The organism is Lysinibacillus sp. EB106-09-02-XG168 (assembly GCF_058791475.1).
In genome coordinates this window covers 2,199,554-2,222,905 of record NZ_JBYTDN010000003.1, presented here as the reverse complement: position 1 = coordinate 2,222,905, position 23,352 = coordinate 2,199,554, and the positions used below count along the sequence as shown (strand labels likewise).

Here is a 23,352-nt window from a genome sequence, read left to right as displayed (position 1 = left end):
ACTAGTGAAACAGATTAGTTTATAAAAGGTATCTTTTGAAAGTGACAGATTATCATTGGGAGGCATAAATAAATGAAAGAAAAAAAGTTTGATGTTTTAATGTTATTTCAAATATTTTTTGCAATCCTTGTTATGTTAATTGGTATTTACAGCAAAGTTGCGGAAAACTACAACTTACTACCATTGATGCTCATACTTCTGAGTATAACGTTACTTATAATGGGGTTACGAGAATATAAAAGAACTAGGAGTTTATTATGGGTTATCTTCCTTATATGCACTTCGTTATACATTTTATTCTCTGCGCTTAGAGGCATTATAATTAATTAAATACAAGTAATATTCAACTAACGTGCGCATTAATTCCAGAAGAACAGGACTTGAGTTTATGATTATAATTATATCACGCAAGTCCTTTTGTTATGCTTTCTCAATCACTCCAGTAGCTTAACACAAAACTTTGTAGCTCCCATCAAGCAATCTGGGTCAATGAATTTAGTTATGAAAGGTTCGAGGAGTGTCAAGAAAGGATTTATTAAACATAAAAAAGAAAAGATGACTTTTATAGTCACCTTTTCACTTGTAAGTAGCAATTTAGTTATTGAATTTTTGTTCGTAACGGTGGAAGAATGCCACTGTGTGCGCTCTTGCTAGAGAACCATTTGGTTTAAAGTCTTCATTTGTTTTAGTAGTTGTTAAACCATTATCACGAAGGAATTTAATAGCTTCTGACTGAGATACAGTCTTACCATAATGCATTGAAGCTAAGATACGAGCGAAGTTACCCCGTGTGATATCCTTCCCTGCAATGGCTTGTTTGGATGCTGTGTTTGCACCTAGAACTGGTAGAGAGTATTTTGTAGCCAGTTGGTAGTTTACGTCTCCATACCATGAAGTATTAGCTATCGTTGAAGCTAGTTCTGATGGTTTGAAGTAACGAAATAGGATAGATAACATTTGGTTTTCCGTTAAGTTATTGTACGGTTTAAGTAAGTTTTCGTACTTACCTGTTGATGGGTTTTTCACGTTTGGGTCTCCACTGATGATACCGATGTTGACTGCCCACTTAAAATCCTCAGCCCAGTATTGGTTTGCATTGTAATCAGCAAACTTTGATACATCAACGTTACCCGTTGTTGGCGGTGTTACCGGAGGTGTTGGCGTTGAAGCTGAGTAGTTTAAATAACTTGATGCTACATACCCCTCTGTCCCGTCACTTCTTTTCACAGGATACCAAACAAAATGGTTTTTCTTCGTTGATACTTTTTCATATTCAAAAGGACCCGTAATGGTAACAATTTCGCCTTCACGTAAAGTACTAAAAGGACTATCCATAGAAGGTCTTGTCCTAAATTTTACATTAGTAGTTGTTGCACTAACTTTTTGATTTGTTTCAAAAAAATACTTTGATTTTGTTAATGGTAAATCAAAAGGATAGTTCATCGCTGAAAATTTAATATTTCCCCTGCTGTTAGAGTCATATTGAAAATGTTCGCGTAAAAAAGGAAGTTCTGTTAAGTGTATTAATTCCATTTTATCAATAATTTGCAGAATTCTTTCTTGATAGGCATTTGCATTTCTTTCACCAGTTGCTTGGACAATTGGACTATTTACTGGCTTAGTACCGTTATAAGCCATGATAGCGAAGTACCAATGTTCCAGTACATCTCTCTCCCCACCGTTGATGCTAGGTAAATCCTTCCGCTTAAACATATTATCTAGAGTCTCTACACCAGCTTGAATATTATAGACAATATCGCTTTTTAGTCTATCTTGATTGTAGCCGGATTGATTTGTAATTTGCATAATGCCAATCCCGTTATCAGCTGTCACAATCGCTTCACCATTCATATCGAAATGACGCCAATTTCCACTTTCACCTTCCGCTATTGCCTTCACAATTTCAGGAGGAACATCATAATTCAGTGCTGTTTCGGTTAACAAACAGTTCATTGTAGAATAATCAGGGTTTTTTTTCGATGCCGAATCATACTTACAAGTATTTGCAATATCATTAGCTAATACATTTTTATCTATATTTATAGATAGAGAGAGGGCACCAATGACAATAACACTAACCAATGGTTTCAATATCTTTTTCATATCTGATTATTACACTTCCTTTCATATTTCATATTTTCCAAAGTTACCAGATTCAGATATATGTTATCATAAACCCAATATTTGAGATAGGGGTAATATCAATGTTTCTTTTATTTAACAGGATTGAGTGATAAATGACAGATCTAACATATGTTATTTAATTCGGTGAAAAGATTGTAAATAGTGATTGTTGGATTTTTACTTTTTTGTGACATAGGTAAGCTTCCTAAAGTCCATTGAAAAAAGCCCAAGCCAAATCTTACAGTCTCGTTAAATGGCTCTGTAAGCTTGCTATTGTTGTTGTAATCTAGCTCAAACTTAAAATCGTTTAGACCTAATCGTCTCGCTATGAGTAACGGTCAAACGATAAAGTTGCACAAATCCTACTACTATTAAAAATACATTGATGCTATCACTTACTACTTCATTTACAATTACAAGTAAAGAAGGAGGAAATAGAGAATGGATTTTTTCTTAAATTCTCCAAATATTCTACCGATAGTTGCTTCAACCATTGGCAAATCTTCAAACTCAAAAGCACCGATTTCATAAAATTTAATTGCATTACTTCGGTTATCCTTTTCACTCTCCGAAGTTGTAGAATTATAATAATCCTGATCCTTCTTTGAGTGATGCTTAATGATAATTCCCATTTAAATCTTCCTTTTCACTGTTTTATTTTAGGTAGTAAAATGGATATTTTAATCTCCACTTTACGAAATTTGAGTTTAGCTTTTTCCTTAGTTATTAAGGAAATTGTGTTGAGCTTTTCAACTCTTTATAATCAAAAAATCCTCAACAGGCTCTCATTTATTGAGTCACCCATTGAGGATTAAAAATCTTTTTAATTTTTAGTGTAGTCCCTTTTAGTCCCTTTGAAATTTATTCCAAACTTCAAACCGTTGATAAGACTATTCTTGAATAGCCGCTTCAAGTGCAACAACGATCATGTCGTTGAATGTAGTTTGGCGTTCTTCTGCTGATGTTACTTCACCAGTTAGAATGTGGTCACTTACTGTTAAGATAGAAAGTGCTTTACGGCCATATTTTGCAGCTAAAGTGTAAAGTGCTGCTGATTCCATTTCTACAGCAAGTACGCCGTATTGAGCTAATTTTTCGTTTTGGTGCTCATCAGAATAGAATAAATCCGCTGTAAAGATATTACCCACTTGTAAGTTTAAACCAGCATCTTTACCTGCATTGTATGCTTTTAATAATAAATCAAAGTCAGAGATCGGTGCGAAGTCGATAGCGCCACCCCAAATGATTTGGTTCATACGTGTATCAGATGTTGCAGCTTGCGCTAAAATAACGTCACGAACTTTTACATCTTTTTGAATTGCACCACAAGTACCTACGCGGATTAATTTTTGAACATCATATTCTTGCATTAATTCTGTAGCGTAAATCGAGATTGATGGCACACCCATACCCGTTCCCTGAACAGAAATACGTTTACCTTTATACGTACCTGTATAACCAAACATGTTACGAACTTCGTTATAGCAAGTAACATCTTCTAAAAATGTCTCAGCAATGTACTTTGCTCGTAATGGATCTCCTGGAAGTAAAATTGTGTCAGCGATTTCGCCTTTTTTTGCATTAATATGAATACTCATACTGCAATCCCTCTTTTCTGTCAGTTATCACTATAAATAATACTGTGTTTCTCATATTTTCGCAATGCTAGACGTCTAGCAACTTGAAATAAATTTTATTGTTTCCACTTATATCACGCGAGATCTACGTATAATGACCACAACTCATCAAATACTTCTATTTTTAAGTTATCTGTGGCGTAAGATTCAATATATGAAGAAAGCTCATCAAAGTCCATGCTCTGCTTCGGAAAATTATGCTCATTGAACACTTCCTCTGCAAACCGCACCCTCGGATCTGACCAATCTCCACCTCTGAATGTTAATACATACAAATAAAAGCTCTTTTTCATACTTAAATCCCCTTTTTAATCATCTGCTTTCCGCTAGTTTATCAAAAAATACCTTCTTAGTCACAATAATATCGTTTCTCCACTATAACTAGTAGCGCAATCTTTTAAGATAACTGGACTTTCCTCACAGAAAAATATATCTATAATTTATCTGAAAAATTAAAATTATTAGAAAAAGGATAGAAATACCTATAAAAATAAGGTAAAATTTAAATCAACTATTCAAAAGTTGGAAGGTGATGACGATCAAAGACTCTCATAAACACAGTAAATTCGTAAAGAAACGACTATCTTTCTTTAAAAATATTTTTTCTAAAAAGAAAAAATATGATTTAGAAGATGGTAGGCATAATATCCCTCCTATCAAAGAAAAACGACAACGTTATTACCATTTAATTCGAGGCAAAGTGCTTATTATATTTTCTCTTCTCATTATTATAAATGGCACAATGGGTTTATTTTCGTATATCAATATTGAAAATCTGCAAAGACAAATGAAGGATTTTACTGAGAAAAACGTTCAAGAACAATTAACGGTTAACCAACTTGCTTATGAAATTGCGAGGCTCACCAATTTAGAACAAGCCTATTTAATTACCGGGAACGGAAGCTTCGCTACTTCTTATAAAATGAAAATTGATACCATCGATAAAAAAATGGAGACCTTAGAAAAGCAGTTTACAGAAAGAGAGCTAGAGTTAGGTCATATACAGGCGATCAATCAATATTATAAAAATTACCTTGAGTATTCTAGTAAGGTTATGACAATGCGTGATGAACTTGGACTTGAACAAGCTCGTAAACTGATGATGGACGGTGCTGGAGAATCGATGAAGGCGTATATTGATAAAAATATCGAGTCCATTAATGAAGTTATGGATGCTGCAAATAAAGCGAAACTAGATAAGCTTAACAAGCAAGTTACTCTATCTATTACTTCTTTCTTCTTCATTTCAATACTTGGACTTATTGCCATTATTATTTTTGGTTTTATGTTATTTAAATCATTAAGAAACAATACACAAGCTATTAACGATTCCGTTCTCGATATTGCACGGGCTGGCGGAGACTTGACACGACGAGTTAAAGTTCGTAATCATGACGAGTTTTCATCTATTGCCACTTCAACTAATACACTAATTGAATCAATATCTAATTTGATAAAACGTGTTAGTAATCTAGCGGACCACGTTTCAAGTAGTAGCCAAGAGCTAATGTCTTTAGCTGACGAAAATGCCCGTACTATACAGAATATTGCAGATGCTACGGCTGATATCGCATCTGACAGCGAGAATACGATTTCAAGTATGACGAGCGCGCAACAAAAAATGAGTGATCTTGAGCATTCTGTGCACCAGTTAAATGAGCAAGCAATTGCTGTTCAGCGTGCATCTTTAGCTATGCAGGAGGCGGCTAATGATGGCAGTCGCTCCGTTCAACAATCTTCGTTTGTCATGCAAGCTATAGAAGAAACAATGGCTAGCACGACAACCACTGTTGAAGCGCTTGGCCGAAAATCCGCCGATATCACATCTATTATCGGCACGATTACTGCTATTTCAGAGCAAACAAATTTACTTGCCTTAAATGCTGCGATTGAGGCAGCACGCGCTGGCGAGCACGGACAAGGCTTTGCTGTTGTCGCTGATGAAGTTCGAAAGCTAGCAGCGCAATCTCAAAATGCTGCGAAAGAAGTAACATCCATTGTAACGTCCATTCAAGATGAAGTAACATCCATCATCTCTCAAAACCACGAGGGTGTATCTTCCGTTATTCGCGGGGTTGAAGTAACGAATGAAACAAATCAATCTTTAGCCAATATTTTGACCCATACTAAAGAAACATCGACAATTATCACGACTATGGTAGAAAAGATTGCACTAACACTTGATTATAGTCATAATGTAGCGAATGATTTTGTACAGGTAAATGCATACGCTGAACAATCAGCTACCAACACCGTCACTTCTGCCGCTGCGGCAACTCAAGGATCTGCATCCATGCAGGAAATTAATGCCGCTGCCACAGAGCTTGCACAACAAGCAGATAGTCTACGAAATCTTGTCAGTGAATTTAAAGTTTGAACGTCGTAAAAGGTTCTCAATCACATGTTTGCGTGAAGCTCAATGTAGTAGCTTACCCAAATTTCCCAGAACCTAACTTAATGTCATTCGATTTCGTGCATTGATTGGTCATTCGTCGGTTTGATGACTCTTTCTCTCGTTCTGACAAGTCCATCCGTCGTTTCGATGACTCTTTCCGTCACTTTAACCTTTCTTTCCATCACTCTCGATATAAAAATCATTTTAAACCATAAAAAAACTCCTAGCACGATTCCTGCTAGGAGTTGTTGTTATTTAAATAATGAAAGGTATTCTGCATAGCCTTCTTTTTCTAAATCCTCTTTTGGTATAAAACGGAGTGCTGCAGAGTTAATGCAATAGCGTAAGCCTCCAAGCTCACTTGGTCCATCCGGAAAGACATGTCCTAGATGGGAATCGGCTTCTTTGCTGCGAACTTCTACGCGACGCATTCCATGAGATGTATCGAAATGCTCCGTTACTTCTTCTTTTTCAACCGGTTTTGTAAATGCAGGCCAGCCGCAACCTGAATCGAATTTATCAAGCGAGCTAAATAATGGCTTCCCTGACACGAGATCTACATAAATACCCTTTTCAAAATGCTTATCATATTCATTTCGGAACGGTGGCTCTGTACCATTCTCCTGTGTTACGTAGTATTGCATGTCCGTTAACTGTTGTAAACGTTGTTCTTTATTCATTTTTCAGCCCCCAGTGATTCTCCTGAAACGCTTTGCGACCAGATCCTACAGCATAGCGCTCGTAGTGCATTGGATTTTTCTTATAATAATATTGGTGATAAGTTTCTGCAGGGTAAAACGAACTTGCCGGCAAAATTTTCACTGCGATAGGTTTATCGAATTTACCGGATGCCTGTAAATCAGCTTTAGAACGTTCAGCCAACTCACGTTGCTCATCATTGTGATAAAAAATCGCGGTTGTGTAGGACTCTCCACGATCATAAAATTGGCCTCCAGCGTCTGTTGGATCAATTAATGTCCAAAATGTCGCGAGTAATTGTTCATAAGAATATAGCTCATCATCAAACTGTATTTGCACCGCTTCTAAATGCCCTGTCGTTTCAGAGCATACTTGTTCATATGTTGGATTGACAACATGTCCACCCGTATAACCGGAAATTACTGATTCAATGCCAGGTGTTTCGTCAAAAGGCTTGACCATACACCAAAAACATCCACCTGCAAATGTTGCATATTGCATTGCCATTTATCTCACTCCTTATGCACCAGGAACAATAATTTCTAGTAAAATTTTATCCTTAGGCAAGTCTAATTCTTTTGCTTTGATACGAGACCCTGAAGCAATGTTTACGCGCGATAAATCAATATAGATTTCAGCCTTATCCGGATTGACTGAAATCCATGAAGGGAAATCCACCGTATCTCGCATAATTTTCATCGTTGTCTCAGGTGGAATATTTAACAGCCCAACATTCATTCCTGTCTGTTTTAATATAATATTCCCTTTCTCATCCACTATCGGATCGAAGTTCATAGAAATATCGATTTCTGTATAGAAAACCTTTAATGTACTTTTCAATTGAATATCGTCGCCAATCGTAAAGTCCAACGGTAATGGTGACCCCGCATCCTTTAAATACTTTTTCGATATAGATTCTAATTCCTTCCTTGTTGTTTGCACAACGAGTACATTTCCTTTTACTTCACTTTCAGCTTTTGTACTTTCCGCTAAATTTACTCCATCTACTGGTCTAGTTGCTAAAAAAACGACGAGGAGGATTGCAAAAAGCAGTGTGCCCGCTAAAGCAAAAAATGCAAATTTCCACTTATTCATTTTGTCACTCCTCGTACCCTATTTCCTTGTTAACAATTTGTTCCATGTTACATTTCTCCATTGCCTTTATTATTCGCTCATTCATTTTGTCATAGCCTTTAGCATTTGGATGGAAGAAATCCGTATGATAAACGAGCTCTTTATTTGAATCAAACAGGTCTTCCACTGACACATAGCACGCATTATTATCTTTCTTAGCTATGTCTTCAATGACTTTATTCCACTCCGTAATAATTGAATCAAATTCATTCGCTTCATTTGTCACGATGGAGAATGGATTATAAAAACCGATAAGTAATAAAGGTACTGTTGGATTTTTCTCTCGAATGCCTTCAATAATTTTACTATAACGTTTCTTATATGCCCGCAATTCTTTATCAAAAGCATTTCGTTTCAAATTAAACAGATCGTTTTTAACGATCTTCATGACATCGTTTCCACCCATTGTAATTGAAATGAGCTGTGCTTTTTGCAACTCTTCATCATAATGCCCTTTTTCCACTAATTTTAATAACTGATCACTACGTCTTCCTCTTTTTCCTCGATTATCGACTTCAACATCTGAAATCGAGGGCCAAGCTATTAATGAATCTGTTAATCTTCCAACATAACCGTCTTTACTATACTCATCACCAACACCGGCAGTTAAAGAATCTCCGAGTGCTAAGTAATGTAGTTGCTTTGCGTTATTATCATCAATCTTCCCTAAATCCTCTGGTGATGGCTCAAAAAAATGTTCATAAATTTGCGTCAATACATTCTTTGAGGTCTTTTCCTCATTTTCTGTTTGTTGCTCATCCTGTTTCATATCTTGCTCCGTCCTTGCTTGCTCCCCTTCTGGGTCTGCTTGCGGATCCGGTTCATCTATTGATATTGCACAACCACTTAGTACTAAGACGGTCAAACATGACAAAACCATTATTCGCCAAATGCTCATTTGACCACCTTCCATCATTTTCTTCTTCTATTATAGAATAGTTCATAGTGCAATGAAAAGTCACTATACCTAGGTTTTGAGTAAAAAATGTGTGTTTACATCTTTTATTCGAATAATGAGCTATGCATTTTTCAACAGCTACATGAAAATAAAAAGCCACTACAATTATTTATGTAGTAGCTCTTATATATTATTCTGCAAAATAAATAAAACCAATAGCACCTGGGCCAGTATGCGTTGAAATGATTGGTGAAGTAAAGGCAATTTCTACTTCATTAAAACCTGTTCCTTCAACTAATTCTTTTAATGGTCCACCCATCGTTGTCAAACCCTCTGCGTGAGAAATCCCAACTGATTTCACTGTTTTTCCAGCTGTGTCTGCTTGGAATTGTTTAAATAAGTAGTTCACAACCTGTTTATGGCTACGTACTTTGGATACTGGATTGTAGGCGCCACCTTCTAAGTTTGCAATTACTTTTATGTTCAATAAAGAACCGATAAAACCTGTCCCTTTTCCAATTCGTCCGCCTTTAATAAGATTTTCAAGTGTATCAACAATAACATACAAATACGTATTTTCGCGCACTTTCTCAAGACGCTCAACAATTTCCTCAACCGTAGCGCCAGCGTCGCGCATTTTAATAGCCTCACGTATTTGAATAGCTAAACCTATAGCAATAAAACGTGAATCGATCACAGTTACATCAGAATCTGTCATTTGCGCTGCCTGACGAGCTGATTCCACTGTTCCGCTCATACCACCAGTCATATGAAGAGAAATAATTTGATCTCCGTCTTTACCAAGCTCATCGTACAATTCTTTAAATTTCCCCGGTGCAGGCTGTGAGCTTTTTGGTAAATTTTTAGCATTTTTCATTAAGCCTAAAAAAGATTGTGGTTCTAAATCAACACCATCTATATATGTTTTATCGTCAATTTGAATCGTTAAAGGCACAATATGTATACCATGCTGCGTTACTTCTTCTTTTGTTAAATCACAAGTTGAGTCCGTTACTATATGAATTCGTCCCACTTCGACACATCCTTTTACTTCATTAAAATTATTATATAGACTAATGAATCATTATGTAAACATGACATTTGTCATTAGGTTTCGCTCGTTTTAGTCCATTTTGAATCCGCTACCTTGGATACTATAGCGCTTTGTTCAGTCCTTGTCTAACAATGTCCTCATACATTTCGACATTTATATGACACTTTTGATGTTGAAAACATGACAAATGTAAATACCAGGATGAAAATTATTGGGGTATAGTAAATGTATGCACGAAAGGAGTGTTCGATATGATTGATTCTTTTGACTACAAAACATGGAAGGAAGAATTGTGGAATGCCATTACTCATGGCATTGGATTTATCGCAAGTATTCCAGCTCTAGTTGTTCTAATTTTAGCAGCAGTTCAAACCGGAAGTGCGCTCCAAATTACTACGTTCACTATTTTTGGCACTTCTGTGATCATTTTATTTTTAATGTCAACATTGCTACATAGCATGCCTGAAAAATACAAACACTTTTTCGCTATTCTTGACCATTCCTCTATTTATATATTAATCGCTGGAACGTATACACCTTTCCTTTTAATCGCAATTGGTGGCAAGTTAGGTATTACGTTATTATGTATAATTTGGTCCCTTGCGATACTAGGCGTTATTTTTAAATGCTTTTTTATTAATCGATTCGAGAAGCTTTCTTTAATTTTTTACATCGGTATGGGCTGGCTAATTATTTTCGCCGTTAAACCTGTCTATCTTTTCTTAGGCTTTCATGGTTTTGCCTTACTATTAGCAGGCGGGCTTTTTTATACGATTGGAGCTCTCTTTTACGCATGGCGTTCACTTCCCTACAATCATACAATTTGGCATCTTTTTGTATTGGCTGGTTGTGGCTCAATGTATGCTTGTGTTTATTTTTACTTATAAATAAGAAAAATCGCTTCCATAAAAAAGAAGCGATTTTTCTTATTTGTTATTACCTTTTAATTCCTTCATTAATGCTTTTATTGCCCACATTATTTCTTGCTTATTTTCTTCATTATTCATTTTATTTCTCGCATGAAGTAGTACTGGTCTAATCGATTCTACTGAATGTCCAAATTCGTACATCCATTCGTAGCGCGGCACCATCCACGTATGAAAATGATGGGTCGTATCCTCATTGTAAAAATAATAAACATGCTCTATACCCAACGTCCCTTTGAGCCTTTCTGATTTTTGATAAAAGGCTTATATAATCCATTTTCTCCTCATCATTTAGCTCATCCAAACATTTAATATGGCGCTTAGATGCTAAAATAATTAATCCTTTTATCGGATAAGCAACATCTTGATGGGCATGAAAATAGTCAGTCTCAATAACTACTCCTCCATCCGGTTCAACGAGTCCATTCGTTATTGCACAGCTCAAACATTCAACTTCTACCGTTTCTCCATTGGATAAGGTTATTTTTCTCACAGATATACCCCTTTCCGTTTGATTCAACTATAGGAATGTGAAGCGGCTCATCGGACCTGGCCAGGAACTTTCCGTCACTTCGGTGGACTTATCGAATTTAAAACGCCCGGTCGAAACATAAATGCCCCCACTTCACGGGAATAAGCCTAATAATCATTTATTCCACAAATATTCCCAAACACCTTTATTTAGTAACACAAAAAAGCACGGTCATTCATAACCGTGCTTCCTTACTACTTATTGTCTTTAATTTTTACGCTCAAAAATCTGATATTGGAATGTGTAGCCCTCTGGTGCAGTTTCTGGCTCCTCTGAGGATACTTCTGTAAAATCCTCATATTTCGGGAAGTATGTATCCCCATTAAACGAATGATTAATTTTTGTAATGTACAGGCGATCTGCGATATCCATGGATAGGCGGAAAATTTGCTCGCCGCCAATAATCATTATTTCCGGAACATCCCCAGCAAGGACGAGGGCACCCTCTAAACTTGTCACCACTTCAATACCGTCCGCATGATAACTTGCGTCACGCGTAATGACAATATTGCGTCGACCAGGAAGCGGTCTACCGATGGATTCAAAAGTTTTACGCCCCATAATCATTGGCTTCCCCATCGTTTTGTCCTTAAAATATTTTAAATCCCCAGGCAAATGCCATGGCATGCCATTTTCATAACCAATCACATAATTATTATCATGTGCCACTATTAAAGAAATCATATTGTCCCCCCAAATACTATCGTTCATTATATTATAAACATAATTTAACTTTACAATCAGATTATTTCTGTATAGAAATTAAATTATTTTCAATTCCGATATCAAATCCTAGTAATATTATAAGAATAGTTTATAATGTAATTAACAAAAGAAATTTAAAGGATTGATGAAGATGACAAAATTAAGAGATGAAGCGATCCGTTATATAAAAGCAAGTGATTCTTCTAAACAGTACTATGAACTAACACCACAAGAAGCAAGAGCTATTCGAATTGTGCCGAAATGGACGTCACCGCACAGCCCACAGCTTGCGGCAATTGACAATAGAAATATTACTGTTCGAGATGGCGCACAAATTAATGTGCGCATTTATAAACCTGTTTTAGACGAAAAGCTTCCTGTCATTGTTTATTATCATGGTGGCGGTTGGGTATTTGGAAATGTAGACTCTACCGAAGCAGGCTGTCAGCTATTAGCAGAAAAAGCACAAGCAATCGTTATCTCGGTTGAGTATCGCCTAGCTCCAGAATACCCATTCCCTACACCGCTCTACGATGCCTACGACGCTTTAGTTTGGGTTAGCGAAAACATCCAAAATTTTGGTGGAGATGCAGCAAATCTGACAGTCGCTGGTGATAGCGCAGGCGGAAACTTAGCAACAGTAGCTGCCTATTTAGCTGCTATATGTAATGGACCCGTGATTAAAGCGCAGGCACTTATTTATCCTGTAGTCAATGTTGATTTTACAACGGCTTCTTACAATGCATACGGCGAACACTTTGGCTTAGACAAACAAGGAATGCAATGGTTTGCAGGTCATTACACAGATGAACAAAACTATATGAATCCACTTGTTTCTCCACTTCAGATTGAGGATTTTAGTGTTTTACCGAAAACGATCATTATTGCAGCTGAGGCTGATGTCCTCTACGATGAAGGTCTTGCATATGCGCATAAGCTTACAGACGCCGGAGTGACTGTTGAACATGTCAATATGACTGGTTTAATCCATAGTTACTTTAGTAAAATGAACTTTTTTGAAGAAGCGACGATTGAAACAGCTGAAAAAATTGCTAATTTCGTGAAATAAGTTTGTCTATCGACATAAAATAGTGCGATAATAGAGCAAAACGTTTTTTAAAGGATGACAACATGACACAATCTATTGCTTTACAAATTAACAATCCATTTTCTGATCAATTAAAAAAAGGCTACCCTCTTATTTCGAAAGATGCAGTTGATGCACGTCATCTTCCAAAAGAAGAAGGTGCACTATTAAGACTTATGGATAATCATAACCGTTTTATTGGTACAGGATACTATGGCATACAAAATAAAGGTATTGGTTGGGTGCTAACGACCGATGCTAACGAAAAAATTGACAAAGCCTTTTTTATGAAAAAAATTAATAAGGCCATACAAAATCGTGAAGCTTTTTTCAACAATCCTCAAACAACAGCCTTCCGAATCTTTAATGGCGAGGGTGATGGCATTGGCGGTCTAACGATTGACTTTTTCGATTCTTACTATATGGTGAGCTGGTATAGCGCCGGCATTTATTCATTTAAAGAAGAAGTATATGAAGCCCTTGCAGAGACAGTAAACTACAAGGCTATTTATGAGAAAAAACGTTTCGATACGAAAGGTCAGTATATGGAACAGGATGATTTTGTCATGGGAACGCCTGGCGAATTCCCAATTATCGTATCGGAAAATAATATGAAATACGCTGTTAATTTAAACGATGGCGCCATGACAGGTATTTTCCTTGATCAACGAGAAGTGAGACTTGCCATTCGTGACCGTTATGCAGAAGGTAAAAATATGCTTAATACGTTCTCCTATACGGGGGCATTTTCTGTTGCAGCGGCACTTGGAGGAGCTGTAAAAACAACAAGTGTAGATGTTGCAAAGCGTAGTTTAGCCAAAACAATTGAGCAATTTAGCGTTAATAGCATTGACTACGAATCACAGGACATTAAAGTAATGGATGTCTTTAACTATTTTAAATATGCTCAGCGCCACAATTTAAAATTTGACCTTGTAGTTTTAGATCCACCAAGCTTTGCACGTACGAAGGAAAGAACGTTCTCAACTGCGAAAGACTACCCTAAATTACTAGTAGATACAATCGCTATTACGGAGAAAAACGGTATTATTGTTGCCTCAACGAACAATGCAAGCTTCGGGATGAAAAAATTCAAGAGCTTCATTGACCAAGCATTTAAAGAAACTAAAACAGCTTATAAAATTGTTGAAGAATTCAACTTACCAAAGGATTTCCGAGCCCCACGTGAATATCCAGAATTCAATTACTTAAAGGTTGTTTTCATTCAAAAACTTAACTAAATGAAAATTAGACAGAATCACTATCACTCCCAAATGATTCTGTCTTTTTGTTTGGCAGAAATATTTAGATAAACCCTCTTGATACATTGTTAAAATTATCAGAATGTTATAAAATATCATTTACAGATTATTGATATATAGTCATATAATAGGGTTGAGTTTTATTTCAACTGGGTGCTTTCCTGGGGCATTTATCAAGTAGTACAAGACGGAAACTTGAAAAGGAGTGAATTAGACTGGAATTTTAAAAAATGTAATCATTCATGATGACAATGACTTCAGTTACTTTTGGATTAATTTGTACAACTTATTTTATTAATTCAACATCTACTGTTTTAACACTTAATATCATTTCATATTTTTGGCCTTTACTATTTCTATTAGGAATCGTTTTCGGATTATTTATGTTAAAAAATTATAAAACAAATAGTTTATTTGACAACTTAATGTCCATCTTTGTTATTTGCTTATATGTTTCCTCTTTCGGGTTCTTAAATAACACCAAATATCGATAAACGAAGATGATTGAATGGGTTATGTTCATGAAAAATTAATGATTACTACAGAAAGACTCGTTCTTAGATTATTTGAAACAACTGATGCAAAAATGGTTGCAAAGCTTTGCAATAACTATAATATTTACAAAAGCACCATGCACCTACCTTATCCATATAGTTTAGATGATGCCTTATCATGGATTGAACATCATTACGATAATTTTACGCAGGATATTTCGTACGAGTTTGCAGTTACAGATAAGGAAACCGGCGAATTATATGGAGCCATTGCATTATCGAATAATAAACGTTTTAAGCAAGGTGAAATCGCCTATTGGATTGGCGAGGAGTATTGGGGAAAAGGCTATGCCACAGAGGCGGCGCAGTCGATTGTTCATTTCGCTTTTGAAGAAAAGAAACTACATAAAGTATTTGCTCGATATTTTTCAACGAACCCCGCTTCTGGAAAAGTAATGGACAAGATCGGTATGAAACAAGAAGGAATTTTAAAGGACCACATCATTAAAGACGGAAAATATGAGGATTTGGTGTATTATGGAATAATTAATGAATAGCTCAAAAGTATTTCAATCAACTATTTCCTTCCTCAAGATGAAAAGGTTTTTCCCTCCCTTTAAAAAGGTGGCCTAAGAAGTCTTTCCACTTCTTAAGCCACCAATATTTTTCTTATAGATAGTCTACAAACCAATCTCTAATATATTCTAGTCGATTAATTCGTAACGTTGGCTTTCCGCTCCTTGAAAGTTCGTGATTGGCTTCAGGGAAGCGCACAAATTTCGTTTCTTTTTTACGATGTTTTAAGGCGATAAACAATTGCTCTGCTTGTTCAATCGGACAGCGATAGTCTTTTTCGCCGTGTAAAATTAACAATGGCGTCTCCACGTTGTCCACGTACTTAAGTGGTGAATGTTGCCATAGCTTCTCTATATCGTTTAGTCCCCCTTGGATTTGCCAGTCTGTAAAGTAATAGCCGATATCACTTACGCCATAGAAGCTTATCCAGTTAGATATGGAACGTTGCGTAACAGCTGCTTTAAAGCGATTTGTCTGTCCGACAATCCAGTTTGTCATGAAGCCCCCATAGCTTCCACCTGTAACACCGAGACGCTTTTGATCAATAAAATCATATTGCTCCAAGGCATAATCAACAGCAGCCATTAGATCATTATAATCATTGCCACCATAATCACCACGTACTGCATCCACAAATTTTTGACCATAACCATGGCTTCCTCGAGGATTCGTATATAGAACCGCAAAGCCTTGTGCAGCAAGGATTTGGAACTCGTTAAAATAACAGTTAGCATACATTGCGTGCGGACCACCATGGATTTCAAGAATAAGTGGATATTTCTCCCCTTCTTCATATCCAATAGGCTTCATCATCCAGCCGTTTACTTTCCAGCCATCTGCCCCTTCAAATTCAATTGCTTCTGGAACAGATAATGCTCGCGTCTTTAAAAATTCTTCATTAACTGTAGTAAGCTGTTCCTTTTCACCGGTATTTAAATTTACGTAAAATAGATCCCCAGGATTTGTAGTCGTGCTGATTGCGGCTACCGCTCTATCATTTTTAGCATCAAGTGAAAAACCATATACATATTGATCATCATGAATAGCTGGATACAATTCTCCCGATAGATTGCCAAAATAAATAGATGTATTTCCGTGATCTGTCAATTGGAAGTAAAAGCTTTTATTATCCTCTAGCCATTGAATGCGCGGAGGAACAACACCTTGAAGGAAATCACCGATAGCAAAATCACCGACAGGCGCGTCAAATTCACTCGTTACACATGTCTGATTATCATTGTCCAAATCATAAATCCATAGCTTTGGTTGTGTTGCATTTTCAAATTCTCTTTCACTTCCAATATAAGCTATGAAGCGGCTGTTCGGAGACCATGAAGTTTGGTAGAACACCCCTGATCCATCTGTTAGCTTACGACCATGTTTCGTTTCTAAATCCAATAAATAAATATCACATATGAATGAAAAGTCTAGATCCTCAGTTAAGTCCGCAATGTACGAAATATATTTTCCATTCGGAGACCATGTACCAAGCTGTAAATTATGTTTCCCTTCCGTCAGTAGCTCTAATTCTCCTGATGCAAGATGAACGATCGCAATTTGAGAAAATTGCTCCATATCCATAAATCCCGCTCCATCTGATTTATGTTTCATCTTTTCTATTACAAGTGGTTTTAGCTCTTTGTCTTCCTTTTGATTGTTCTCAACTTTATCATCAATGGTTTCCTCTTTACCAAGCTGTACAGAGAAGGCAATTTTCTCTCCGCAAGGAGACCAAGTAGGCGATGTCGCACCATTTTTACAATTCGTAACTTGTTTAGCTTCCCCGCCTGTTTTTGAAAGAACAAAAATTTGCGGCTTACCATTTCTCGATGACACAAACGCGATTTTACTGCCATCCGGAGCCCAAACAGGTGAATGCGTTTTATCTTCCCCAAATGTCCATTGTTGCGGTTTTTTATCATCCAAGTTTATGTAAAATAAATTAGACACATAGTCCTTTTTTTTCTCATCAATATGAGTCTGTACATACACCACTTCTGTTCCATCAGGTGATACTTGTGGATCTGCCACTGATTTTAATTTATATAGATCTTCTGGTTTTATCCCTTGTTTCAATGTCATAATTTCCTTATCCCCTTTGTGTGAAAATTTGATTACTTAGTACAATATTTCGATACACTAAGTATTATTCCTTCTTTTTCAGAGAAATTGTTTTTTATTCTAAAGAGGATTTCGAATACCAACTGATGACTTGCGTATAAAAAAAACGTAGCTCTTCGTAATAATTAGGAACAGCTACGGCTTTCATTTATTTCAAGAGTGAATCCGGGATTGATGGTTGTGCCCCCATTTGTGTAACGACATAAGCAGCAACTTTCGTGGCAAAATCGATTGAATTTCGAAGCGAATTTCCCCGGCATAGTCCTACTGCCAAAGCGCCATTACTGGTATTTTTTCCATCAAGTTCACTCCTATAGTTAATCTATAATTTTTACTGTTTTGGGAGGATGGGTTAGGAGAAGTTATTTTTTCGAAGCCGGATTTACTTGAAAGCGATAGAACAGCCAATCAGTCGCTAAGAGCCCTTGTTATGATAAGAGGGAGATTAAATCTTTCCAATAATCTGCAGAATTTGTTCTGCGATAAAATTTATAAAAGGGTTCATTCGGACGAGCATGTTTCTGATAGAGCTCAATGATTTGTTTTAAAAAGCCTTCAATAAGCTCTACTCCTACCTTTTTCGCAAAGAGTGTCCCGGCTTTTGCATTCGCTCCCATCGGCACTGCCCCTAAATAAACATCAAAGCTATCCTTTTGATAGACAAGCCCAATATCATCATACACCGCATTATAACAGGCAGAGGCACAACCATTGACATTTACACGTAATCTTGTAGGGACAGTGATTCCTTTTAATGAATGATATAGCTTTTCTGTAATTGGTGCTGCCTCCATCTTGTCACCATCACAAAAATCACATGCTTTCATCGCTACAATCGGACCTTGCTTTGCCACATAAAAGCCAGCGTCTTCTAGCTCCTCAATCGTCTTTTCAACTTCTACTGTTGGGATAGATAATAATAGGCAGTAAGAGGCAGAGTATTTTATGGCACCATTTTCCCTTACAACCTTTGCTATTGTTTGGAATTGTGCAGGGGTATAATGTTTATTAATAATGCCTGGACTTACTGCAAGGCGAGTAAAATCCGCATTATTGTTTAAGTTTTCGAAGGTTTTGTCCGGTATATTCGAACGGAATGCATTCATAAATACTTCTCCTTATGAAGAAAGAAGCTAGCCAATTGCTAGCCCCCAATTTATTGGATAGCTTAAAAACTCTCAGGATAGAAGCCTTTCGCCAAAATTTGAATGGCTTCTGCAGCACGTACCCCTTCAGAGGCAGCAGAAAGTGGTAGGATCACAAAGCGTTCGTTTTTGACCGCTTCCATTTCCTTTAAGGCTGGATCATTTTTTAAGAAATTTATTTTTGCTTCCGCTGTTGTTTCTCCGTAATCTATGACAACTACGACTGCTGGATTACGTTCTACTGCATCTTCTTTGGACACCGTAGTCCAACCCGATTCTACATCACCAAAAATATTTTTACCGCCGGCCATTGTAACAAGTTCATTCATAATGTTTTGTCCTGCAGTGAAGACCTCTTTATCACCACTATCAAACACTAGAACAGGTAGTTTTTCTCCATCTTGCGGTAATTTTGCACGGACATCCTCTACATCCTTTGTCATTTTTTCAATTAGTGCTTCTCCACGTTCTTCAACACGAAAAATTTTTGCGATATTTCGAATATCTATGAAAATATCGTCTAAAGTTGGTTTCGTCATGATTGAGGCTGTATGTAAATAAGTGTGAATGCCTAATGTTTCAAGCTCTTCTTGTGTACCAACACCTTTCTCTCCAAAGGCGCTTTTCCAACCACCAAATAAAAAATCTGCTTCTGCATCAATAACCTGCTCCTTTGTAGGATACTGATTTGCTAACACAGGCACTTTATCGTAGGCCGCTTGTAGGGGCTCATAAATTTTATCATCTAAGTACGCCGTCCCTACCATTGAATCTTCTAGCTCTAAAGCTAACATAATTTCTGTCACGTGCTGATTTAAGCTAATCGCTTTTTTTGGGGCTTCCTTATATACTTGCGTTGTTCCATTATTTTCAATCGTTATGTCTGACTTTTCAGCTTGTGAAGCCTCTACCTTCTCACTTTGTGTAGCAGATTCTAGTTTGTCCTTTTCACTACAAGCACCCAATATAGCCAGCAATGCGATTGCAAAGACTAGCCATGAGCTTTTCCATTTCTTCATGTCCTCTTCTCCTTTGATGTTAAATATATAGAAAGAAATCGTTTAGACTTCTATGCTACCAGATAGCGATTCTAGAAAAGGGCATAAAAAAATCCCCTTGTTTCCAAGAGGTTAGCATAGCAAAAGAAAGGTTTTTCAACCTGTTCACTATCCCCATCCTCGTGGATTCAGTAATAAATACATAATGGCAGGTATCCTGGCTTAGGTTCATCATCTATACGCCTTCCCATAGTGTGGCTACAGTGGCATCTTGTATAGACTCCCCATTTACAGTTGCGGGACAGCATCGGATTTGCACCGATTTCCCTTTTAAGCAAATAACAAAGGTCATTTACACCAATACGTCGTTTTTATTTTGTTGTATATATTAATTGACTAGTAAATTCGCAATCATACATATATTAACACTATTGCGACATAAACACTATATGAAATATTTTTTATACCAATTCTGTTACAATGTTGTTAAATGAATAAATAGAAACGAGGATCTTTTTATGCATGTAACAATTGGAGTACTTGCTCACGTGGATGCCGGTAAAACAACATTTTCTGAGCAGTTACTATTTCATACAAACAGTATTCAATCCCGTGGACGAGTGGATCACCAGGACACATTTCTAGATAATCATGAGCTGGAGCGTCAGCGAGGTATTACAATTTTTGCAGAGCAAGGTCGCATGACGCTTAGGAATGATACATATACCTTAATCGATACACCTGGGCACGTCGATTTCTCTCCAGAGATGGAGCGTGCCATTCGGGTTATGGATTATGCCATCATTATTGTTAGTGCCGTCGAAGGAATACAGGGTCATACTGAAACAGTGTGGCACCTCTTACGCCAATATCATGTTCCAACCTTCTTTTTTATCAACAAAATTGATCGTGAAGGTGCAGATGTTGAAGCAGTAATGGCTGCGCTTCAAAAAGATTGCTCTGCAGATGTTTTATTCGTAGACGAACCGCTCCGTTCCGACTATGTTTCAAACGACATAATGGAGTGGCTTGCTGAACGTGATGAACACATTCTCGATGCTTTTCTCAATGAAACATTAGATAGCTCTAACTGCCTTACTCATTTAACTCAGATGATTAAACAGGAAAAGGCCTTTCTATGTTTTTCTGGGTCTGCCTTAAAAGATAGTGGAATAAAGGAATTCCTAACACAGCTCCCCCTCCTTACAGAGACACAATTTAATAACAATACTCCGTTTCAAGGTGAGGTGTTTAAAATTCGTCATGATGGACATCAACGCTTAACTTTTATCAAATCTTTGCAAGGAACGTTACATGTTCGTGATGAACTTTCATTTGGAGACGTGACTGAAAAAGTGACGGAGATTCGACTATACAATGGCAACCGGTATGAAACTTCTCAAAAGGTAGAGGCTGGGGAGATTTTCGCATTAAAAGGGATTAGTCAAGCAAACATCGGCGATATTATTGGTTCTTCGAATAATTCTCAGCCCTTTGAGTTAGTACCGACTTTACAGGCAAAAGTACACTATGAAGGTACTCAGCATATAAAGGACGTGTTAAAAACTTTCCGTATTCTTGAAGCAGAAGAACCTTCATTACGTGTGCTATGGCATGAAAAATTCCAAGAAATTCATGTACATATTATGGGTATCATCCAACTCGAGGTTCTTATCGAAGTGCTTCATGAACGCTTCTCGCTAGACATTTCATTTAGCGAACCCCAGATTTTATATATGGAAACGATCGCCACAACGGTGACAGGCTATGGTCACTTTGAGCCATTAAAGCATTACGCAGAAGTCCATTTATTGATGGAGCCAAATACACGTGGCACGGGCAATACATTTGTCAATGCATGCCACGCGGATGATTTAACAGTTGGGCATCAACGACTCATTGAAAAACATTTATTCGAGCGCGATCATCATGGGCTGTTAACTGGTTTTCCAATAACAGATATTCGCTTCACACTCTTAACGGGACGCGCACATAATAAGCATACTGAAGGTGGCGATTTCCGTGAAGCAACATTCCGTGCATTACGGCAAGGGCTCGAACAAGCAGAAAATGTATTACTAGAGCCATACTACCGCTTTAAACTTAAAGCTTCTAGTGATTTCATCGGCCGCATGATGACCGACATTCAGCAAGCTGCGGGTACATTTGACGCACCAATCATAACTGAACATGATGCGATTGTAACCGGCCGGGCCCCTGTCTCAACATTTATGAGCTACAGTACTACCTTTGCCGCCTACACCAATGGGAAGGGCGTAATTTCCCTACAATTTGATGGCTACGATATATGTCACAATACAGAAGAAATTATCGCTCAAATCTGCTACGATAAGAACGCCGATCCCGACTATACATCCTCTAGTATTTTTTGCGCAAAAGGCAAGGGCTACTCCGTTCCATGGCACGAAGCACAAGCAGCAATGCATTGTATTGACTAAATTCATAAAAACAGGACATGATTTGTTAGATCCATGTCCTGTTTTCTTATGTTTCGTGGAGAGTTACTATGCTTTTTGGGTTATCTTGCTTCGCGTGGGTATTCCCTTTCCTTTCGCGGGTATTCGACCTGCTTCCGCAGGTATTCCCCTTCCTTTCGCGGGTATTTGCCTTCTCTCCGCGGGTAATCTTGCTTCGCGCGGGTATCTACCTATACGGACAACTCCATTCTATTAACTTGCAAGGAATATATCTTTCTCCTAAAGGCATTGAAATTCATCCCGCACATATTTAATTTACTAAGCTTGTATCGTTTTCTGACCCTGTCTATAAATAGGATATGAAGATTCCACCACAACGTAGCTATGGGAATGTGAAAAATCCATTAAAACCTTGCCAGGTCGACTTTTCAAAAGTTGTAAATTATCAATCAGTTCAAGCAATAGTTCATGACCATTTCCACGTGGGTGCCAATTTAAATGATGATCATTTAGTTCCTTCACAGCTTTTAGAAATTGAAGATACTCTCGCTCTATAAAATTGATCAGTTGTTTATTTTTATAAACTACTCGTGATAAATCTTCTAAATATACCTCATAAAAGCGCATCACTATCGAGCACAATAAATCATTGACCCGAGCAGCACTTAGTATTGGCTTAGGTGCTTGGGAAAGTCGCTCTAAATTTGGTTTTGCACGAGTCGAATCGATACGTGTAATTAAATGATAATGTTCGCCATTCACATCGTACACAATTGGATTTGTCGGCATATACATCATAAAATCATTTGTTTTTGTTTTAAGTTGGTCCGTAATATTCGCTTTTGCAAAAAGGTGGCCATTAAAACTTTCATTTTGAATCCAAATAATATCTTTGTTATATAAAATTTGTTCAAACAATCGTTCATTACTAATAAGATTGCTAGCTAATAATTGATCGACAAGGGATTCTACAACCATTCTTGTTGTAGCTTTCTTGGCAAGTTCAGTGCGTGGCTGCTTACAAATTTTCATTTCTACATATTGCGATTCCTGTGCTGTACTTACATGAATATTCGTCATCATTGCATCCTCTTTTCGTACATATTTTTCAAAACGGAAGTCTTCTT

At 37.1% G+C, this 23,352-nt stretch carries 22 protein-coding genes, 1 pseudogene and 1 riboswitch; of the genes and pseudogenes, 7 read left to right on the top strand and 16 right to left on the bottom strand.

Annotation, left to right across the window (positions count from 1 at the left end):
- Positions 1 to 72: 72 nt before the first annotated feature.
- A complete protein-coding gene (locus AC3WSO_RS11765; RefSeq protein WP_492530953.1) occupies positions 73 to 330 on the top strand; it encodes a DUF3953 domain-containing protein in 258 nt (85 codons plus the stop codon).
- 264 nt (positions 331 to 594) lie between these two features.
- Here the strand turns inward: AC3WSO_RS11765 and AC3WSO_RS11760 are convergent, their stop codons facing one another.
- From AC3WSO_RS11760 to AC3WSO_RS11745, 4 genes are all read right to left on the bottom strand, one after another.
- On the bottom strand, positions 595 to 2,103 hold the full coding sequence (locus AC3WSO_RS11760) for a transglycosylase SLT domain-containing protein (protein WP_492530951.1): 1,509 nt from the start codon (positions 2,101 to 2,103) through the stop codon (positions 595 to 597).
- A 434-nt stretch (positions 2,104 to 2,537) separates the two neighbouring features.
- Positions 2,538 to 2,756, bottom strand: coding sequence for a hypothetical protein (locus AC3WSO_RS11755; protein WP_492530950.1), 219 nt, complete (start codon positions 2,754 to 2,756; stop codon positions 2,538 to 2,540).
- Positions 2,757 to 3,014: 258 nt separating this feature from the next.
- Positions 3,015 to 3,722, bottom strand: coding sequence for a purine-nucleoside phosphorylase (gene deoD / locus AC3WSO_RS11750; RefSeq protein WP_492530949.1), 708 nt, complete (start codon positions 3,720 to 3,722; stop codon positions 3,015 to 3,017).
- 113 nt (positions 3,723 to 3,835) lie between these two features.
- A complete protein-coding gene (locus AC3WSO_RS11745; RefSeq protein WP_492530947.1) occupies positions 3,836 to 4,054 on the bottom strand; it encodes a YozE family protein in 219 nt (72 codons plus the stop codon).
- 239 nt (positions 4,055 to 4,293) lie between these two features.
- Between AC3WSO_RS11745 and AC3WSO_RS11740 the strand changes: the two genes are divergently transcribed.
- On the top strand, positions 4,294 to 6,138 hold the full coding sequence (locus AC3WSO_RS11740; protein ID WP_492530946.1) for a methyl-accepting chemotaxis protein: 1,845 nt from the start codon (positions 4,294 to 4,296) through the stop codon (positions 6,136 to 6,138).
- Between the two features lie 269 nt (positions 6,139 to 6,407).
- Here AC3WSO_RS11740 and msrB read toward each other — a convergent pair whose 3' ends face one another.
- The 5 genes from msrB to AC3WSO_RS11715 form a co-directional block, all read right to left on the bottom strand.
- Positions 6,408 to 6,836, bottom strand: coding sequence for a peptide-methionine (R)-S-oxide reductase MsrB (gene msrB, locus AC3WSO_RS11735; protein ID WP_492530944.1), 429 nt, complete (start codon positions 6,834 to 6,836; stop codon positions 6,408 to 6,410).
- The gene (gene msrA, locus AC3WSO_RS11730) at positions 6,829 to 7,362 is read right to left on the bottom strand and encodes a peptide-methionine (S)-S-oxide reductase MsrA (protein WP_492530943.1); all 534 of its coding nucleotides are present in this window, start codon (positions 7,360 to 7,362) and stop codon (positions 6,829 to 6,831) included. The genes msrB and msrA overlap by 8 nt, the downstream gene beginning before the upstream one ends.
- 12 nt (positions 7,363 to 7,374) lie before the next feature.
- The gene (locus AC3WSO_RS11725) at positions 7,375 to 7,950 is read right to left on the bottom strand and encodes a YpmS family protein (protein ID WP_349659925.1); all 576 of its coding nucleotides are present in this window, start codon (positions 7,948 to 7,950) and stop codon (positions 7,375 to 7,377) included.
- 4 nt (positions 7,951 to 7,954) lie between these two features.
- A complete protein-coding gene (locus AC3WSO_RS11720) occupies positions 7,955 to 8,887 on the bottom strand; it encodes a GDSL-type esterase/lipase family protein (RefSeq protein ID WP_492530941.1) in 933 nt (310 codons plus the stop codon).
- A 190-nt stretch (positions 8,888 to 9,077) separates the two neighbouring features.
- Entirely contained in the window at positions 9,078 to 9,920 is an 843-nt protein-coding gene (locus AC3WSO_RS11715) for a DegV family protein (protein WP_492530939.1), read from the bottom strand.
- 272 nt (positions 9,921 to 10,192) lie between these two features.
- Here AC3WSO_RS11715 and trhA point away from each other — a divergent pair, with 272 nt between their 5' ends.
- Complete coding sequence (gene trhA / locus AC3WSO_RS11710; RefSeq protein WP_492530938.1) at positions 10,193 to 10,828, top strand: PAQR family membrane homeostasis protein TrhA; 636 nt, start codon at positions 10,193 to 10,195, stop codon at positions 10,826 to 10,828.
- Positions 10,829 to 10,867: 39 nt separating this feature from the next.
- Here the strand turns inward: trhA and AC3WSO_RS11705 are convergent.
- Positions 10,868 to 11,360, bottom strand: a pseudogene (locus AC3WSO_RS11705) (HIT family protein).
- Positions 11,361 to 11,606: 246 nt separating this feature from the next.
- The gene (locus tag AC3WSO_RS11700) at positions 11,607 to 12,083 is read right to left on the bottom strand and encodes a dihydrofolate reductase (protein ID WP_492530937.1); all 477 of its coding nucleotides are present in this window, start codon (positions 12,081 to 12,083) and stop codon (positions 11,607 to 11,609) included.
- 172 nt (positions 12,084 to 12,255) lie between these two features.
- Between AC3WSO_RS11700 and AC3WSO_RS11695 the strand changes: the two genes are divergently transcribed.
- From AC3WSO_RS11695 to AC3WSO_RS11685, 3 genes are all read left to right on the top strand, one after another.
- A complete protein-coding gene (locus AC3WSO_RS11695; protein WP_492530935.1) occupies positions 12,256 to 13,173 on the top strand; it encodes an alpha/beta hydrolase in 918 nt (305 codons plus the stop codon).
- Between the two features lie 62 nt (positions 13,174 to 13,235).
- Entirely contained in the window at positions 13,236 to 14,432 is a 1,197-nt protein-coding gene (locus AC3WSO_RS11690; RefSeq protein WP_492530933.1) for a class I SAM-dependent rRNA methyltransferase, read from the top strand.
- 529 nt (positions 14,433 to 14,961) lie between these two features.
- Positions 14,962 to 15,504: a GNAT family N-acetyltransferase gene (locus tag AC3WSO_RS11685; RefSeq protein ID WP_492530931.1), complete on the top strand. Its 543-nt coding sequence runs from the start codon at positions 14,962 to 14,964 to the stop codon at positions 15,502 to 15,504.
- Between the two features lie 112 nt (positions 15,505 to 15,616).
- On the opposite strand, the gene AC3WSO_RS11680 is transcribed toward AC3WSO_RS11685, so the two are convergent.
- The 4 genes from AC3WSO_RS11680 to AC3WSO_RS11665 all read right to left on the bottom strand — a co-directional run bounded on the left by AC3WSO_RS11680 (position 15,617) and on the right by AC3WSO_RS11665 (position 19,808).
- The gene (locus tag AC3WSO_RS11680) at positions 15,617 to 17,605 is read right to left on the bottom strand and encodes a S9 family peptidase (RefSeq protein WP_492530929.1); all 1,989 of its coding nucleotides are present in this window, start codon (positions 17,603 to 17,605) and stop codon (positions 15,617 to 15,619) included.
- A 187-nt stretch (positions 17,606 to 17,792) separates the two neighbouring features.
- Positions 17,793 to 17,918: a hypothetical protein gene (locus AC3WSO_RS11675; RefSeq protein ID WP_492530928.1), complete on the bottom strand. Its 126-nt coding sequence runs from the start codon at positions 17,916 to 17,918 to the stop codon at positions 17,793 to 17,795.
- Positions 17,919 to 18,072: 154 nt separating this feature from the next.
- Entirely contained in the window at positions 18,073 to 18,750 is a 678-nt protein-coding gene (locus tag AC3WSO_RS11670; protein ID WP_492530926.1) for a precorrin-3B methylase, read from the bottom strand.
- A gap of 62 nt (positions 18,751 to 18,812) precedes the next feature.
- Entirely contained in the window at positions 18,813 to 19,808 is a 996-nt protein-coding gene (locus AC3WSO_RS11665) for an ABC transporter substrate-binding protein (RefSeq protein WP_492530925.1), read from the bottom strand.
- Between the two features lie 169 nt (positions 19,809 to 19,977).
- A riboswitch (cobalamin riboswitch) is annotated at positions 19,978 to 20,164 on the bottom strand.
- A 141-nt stretch (positions 20,165 to 20,305) separates the two neighbouring features.
- On the opposite strand from AC3WSO_RS11665, the gene AC3WSO_RS11660 reads away from it, so the two are divergent.
- Positions 20,306 to 22,246: a GTP-binding protein gene (locus AC3WSO_RS11660; protein WP_492530924.1), complete on the top strand. Its 1,941-nt coding sequence runs from the start codon at positions 20,306 to 20,308 to the stop codon at positions 22,244 to 22,246.
- A gap of 297 nt (positions 22,247 to 22,543) precedes the next feature.
- Here the strand turns inward: AC3WSO_RS11660 and AC3WSO_RS11655 are convergent, their stop codons facing one another.
- Positions 22,544 to 23,308, bottom strand: coding sequence for a hypothetical protein (locus AC3WSO_RS11655; RefSeq protein WP_492530922.1), 765 nt, complete (start codon positions 23,306 to 23,308; stop codon positions 22,544 to 22,546).
- Between the last annotated feature and the right edge of the window lie 44 nt (positions 23,309 to 23,352).

Bases quoted from the DNA above. Each gene is read 5' to 3' on its own strand.
- AC3WSO_RS11765 (WP_492530953.1), top strand. From the start codon at position 73: ATGAAAGAAAAAAAGTTTGATGTTTTAATGTTATTTCAAATATTTTTT.
- AC3WSO_RS11725 (WP_349659925.1), bottom strand. From the start codon at position 7,950: ATGAATAAGTGGAAATTTGCATTTTTTGCTTTAGCGGGCACACTGCTT.
- AC3WSO_RS11660 (WP_492530924.1), top strand. From the start codon at position 20,306: ATGCATGTAACAATTGGAGTACTTGCTCACGTGGATGCCGGTAAAACA.
- AC3WSO_RS11755 (WP_492530950.1), bottom strand. From the start codon at position 2,756: ATGGGAATTATCATTAAGCATCACTCAAAGAAGGATCAGGATTATTAT.
- trhA (WP_492530938.1), top strand. From the start codon at position 10,193: ATGATTGATTCTTTTGACTACAAAACATGGAAGGAAGAATTGTGGAAT.
- AC3WSO_RS11720 (WP_492530941.1), bottom strand. From the start codon at position 8,887: ATGAGCATTTGGCGAATAATGGTTTTGTCATGTTTGACCGTCTTAGTA.
- AC3WSO_RS11665 (WP_492530925.1), bottom strand. From the start codon at position 19,808: ATGAAGAAATGGAAAAGCTCATGGCTAGTCTTTGCAATCGCATTGCTG.
- AC3WSO_RS11655 (WP_492530922.1), bottom strand. From the start codon at position 23,308: ATGATGACGAATATTCATGTAAGTACAGCACAGGAATCGCAATATGTA.
- msrB (WP_492530944.1), bottom strand. From the start codon at position 6,836: ATGAATAAAGAACAACGTTTACAACAGTTAACGGACATGCAATACTAC.
- AC3WSO_RS11700 (WP_492530937.1), bottom strand. From the start codon at position 12,083: ATGATTTCTTTAATAGTGGCACATGATAATAATTATGTGATTGGTTAT.
- msrA (WP_492530943.1), bottom strand. From the start codon at position 7,362: ATGGCAATGCAATATGCAACATTTGCAGGTGGATGTTTTTGGTGTATG.
- AC3WSO_RS11760 (WP_492530951.1), bottom strand. From the start codon at position 2,103: ATGAAAAAGATATTGAAACCATTGGTTAGTGTTATTGTCATTGGTGCC.
- AC3WSO_RS11680 (WP_492530929.1), bottom strand. From the start codon at position 17,605: ATGACATTGAAACAAGGGATAAAACCAGAAGATCTATATAAATTAAAA.
- AC3WSO_RS11685 (WP_492530931.1), top strand. From the start codon at position 14,962: ATGGGTTATGTTCATGAAAAATTAATGATTACTACAGAAAGACTCGTT.
- AC3WSO_RS11745 (WP_492530947.1), bottom strand. From the start codon at position 4,054: ATGAAAAAGAGCTTTTATTTGTATGTATTAACATTCAGAGGTGGAGAT.
- AC3WSO_RS11740 (WP_492530946.1), top strand. From the start codon at position 4,294: ATGACGATCAAAGACTCTCATAAACACAGTAAATTCGTAAAGAAACGA.
- deoD (WP_492530949.1), bottom strand. From the start codon at position 3,722: ATGAGTATTCATATTAATGCAAAAAAAGGCGAAATCGCTGACACAATT.
- AC3WSO_RS11695 (WP_492530935.1), top strand. From the start codon at position 12,256: ATGACAAAATTAAGAGATGAAGCGATCCGTTATATAAAAGCAAGTGAT.
- AC3WSO_RS11690 (WP_492530933.1), top strand. From the start codon at position 13,236: ATGACACAATCTATTGCTTTACAAATTAACAATCCATTTTCTGATCAA.
- AC3WSO_RS11670 (WP_492530926.1), bottom strand. From the start codon at position 18,750: ATGAATGCATTCCGTTCGAATATACCGGACAAAACCTTCGAAAACTTA.